This window comes from Niveibacterium sp., assembly GCF_041909475.1.
GTDB lineage: Bacteria > Pseudomonadota > Gammaproteobacteria > Burkholderiales > Rhodocyclaceae > Niveibacterium.
In genome coordinates this window covers 1-1,828 of record NZ_JAYRDJ010000064.1, presented here as the reverse complement: position 1 = coordinate 1,828, position 1,828 = coordinate 1, and the positions used below count along the sequence as shown (strand labels likewise).

General features: G+C 63.7%; 2 protein-coding genes and 1 pseudogene. 2 read left to right on the top strand and 1 reads right to left on the bottom strand.

The genetic code is table 11. The features are described from left to right. Together ACE3P0_RS21045 and ACE3P0_RS21040 are read left to right on the top strand one after the other, a co-directional pair. Positions 1 to 191: pseudogene (locus ACE3P0_RS21045) on the top strand (mononuclear molybdenum enzyme YedY); the annotation flags it as partial. A 2-nt stretch (positions 192 to 193) separates the two neighbouring features. Then, positions 194 to 859 (top strand): sulfite oxidase heme-binding subunit YedZ, encoded by a 666-nt coding sequence (locus ACE3P0_RS21040; RefSeq protein WP_374404766.1) that lies wholly within the window; start codon positions 194 to 196, stop codon positions 857 to 859. Here ACE3P0_RS21040 and ACE3P0_RS21035 read toward each other — a convergent pair whose 3' ends face one another. Further along, positions 860 to 1,750, bottom strand: a complete 891-nt coding sequence (locus ACE3P0_RS21035) for a methyltransferase domain-containing protein (RefSeq protein WP_374404765.1) — start codon at positions 1,748 to 1,750, stop codon at positions 860 to 862. Positions 1,751 to 1,828: the final 78 nt, after the last annotated feature.

Here is a 1,828-nt window from a genome sequence, read left to right as displayed (position 1 = left end):
GGACCAAGGCCGCGCCCGACGAATACGGCTTCTATTCCAACGTGAATCCCGACGTTCCCCACAAGCGCTGGAGCCAGAGCCACGAACGCCGGCTCGGCGAATTCTTCAAGCGCAAGACGCTTCCTTTCAACGGCTACGCCGAGCAGGTCGCCGGGCTTTATGCCGGCATGGATCTGCGCAAGAATTTCTGACCATGAGTTTCAATCCGACACCCCGCCAACTGGCCGGCATCAAGCTGGCCGTCTTTACCCTCTGCCTGTTGCCCTTCATCCGCCTCTTGTGGGCCGCGTGGACCGACGACTTCGGTCCCAACCCGGTCGAGTTCGTTCAGCGCTGGACCGGCAGTTGGACCTTCAACCTGCTGCTGCTCACCCTCTGCGTTTCACCGCTGCGCGGCCTCACCGAATGGCACTGGCTGCTGCGCCTGCGCCGCATGCTCGGGCTCTTCACCTTCTTCTACGCAGCGCTGCATTTCCTGTCGTTTATCGGCTTTGACCACCTGTTCGAAATCGACGACATCGCCCGCGACATCCTCAAGCGCCCCTTCGTCACCGTCGGCTTTGCCGCCTTCGTACTGCTCATCCCGCTGGCCGCCACCTCGAACCAATGGGCCATTCGCAGGCTCGGCGGACGACGCTGGCAGGAGCTGCATCGAAACATTTACCTGATCGCCATCCTGGCCTGCGTGCATTACTTCTGGCTGGTCAAGGCAACGGCGCTGCTTTGGCCGCTGGCTTACTCGGTGGCGGTCGCCCTGTTGCTCGGCTGGCGCGTGCGTGAGCGGCGGCGCAAGGCCATACCGGTACCGACCGTGCAGGCCGGCAAACCGCTCAAATTCTTCCCGAAACGTCCGGACTGATTATTTCTTGCGCGGCAGATCGAAGCGAACGATGGCGCGACCATCGGCCGTCTGCTTCGGCGCCGCCTTCCAGGCGTGCCCATAGACCACTTCGAAGGTGGCCGGCAGCTTGCCGTCGCGGCGCATCGCTTCGTAGGCTGCGCGCGCGCTTTCCCAGCTGCGTTTTCCGGTCAGCCCATGGCGACGCGCCTTCATCGCGCAGGACGAGCCAGCCGCTCGCAGTTCGTGCAGCATGGCGTCGAAATCGTCATAGGTCAGGGTGATCACTTCCATGTCCATCACCGGATCGGCAAAGCCAGTTTCGACCAGCATGTCGCCCAGATCGTGCATGTCGATGAAGCGTTGCGTGTGGGCATAGCCGTCGGCAAAGGCGGCGCGCAACTCCTTCAGCGTATCCGGCCCCAGCGTGGAGAACATCAGCAGTCCGCCGACCTCAAGCACGCGATGCGCCTCGGCCAGCGCCGGCAGCGGGTTATCCAGCCAATGCAGCAGCAGGTTGGACCAGACGACTGCGGTGCACTGCGCTTTGAGCGGCAAATTCGCCGCATCACCCGCCAGGTATTGCGCATCGGACTTGCCGAGGCCCAGCCAGCGTTGCCAGCCGGCGCGCGGCGCACGCCCGGCGCGCAGCATGTCGAGCGAGAGATCGACGCCGATCAGTTCGGCACTGGGAAAACGCGCTGCCAAACCGGGCAGACTCGCGCCACGGCTGCAGCCGAGATCGAGGATGCACTTCGGCTCCATACGCACGTAATCGAGCCGCTCCTGCATGCGGCGATCGACCTCGCGAGCGAAGAAATCGCCTTCGCCATATTGCGCTGCAACGCGGGAAAAGCGCCGACCGACGTGCTGCCGGTCGACAAATCCGTTCAGATTGTCCTGAGCGCTCAAACGGCCTTGACGCCGAGGCGGGCGAACAGCTGGTCGTCACGCTCGACATCCGGGTTGCCGGTGGTCAGCAGCCGGTCG

What these genes read in the sequence shown, in the direction of transcription:
- ACE3P0_RS21040 (WP_374404766.1), top strand. Translation starts at nt 194, where the DNA reads ATGAGTTTCAATCCGACACCCCGCCAACTGGCCGGCATCAAGCTGGCC.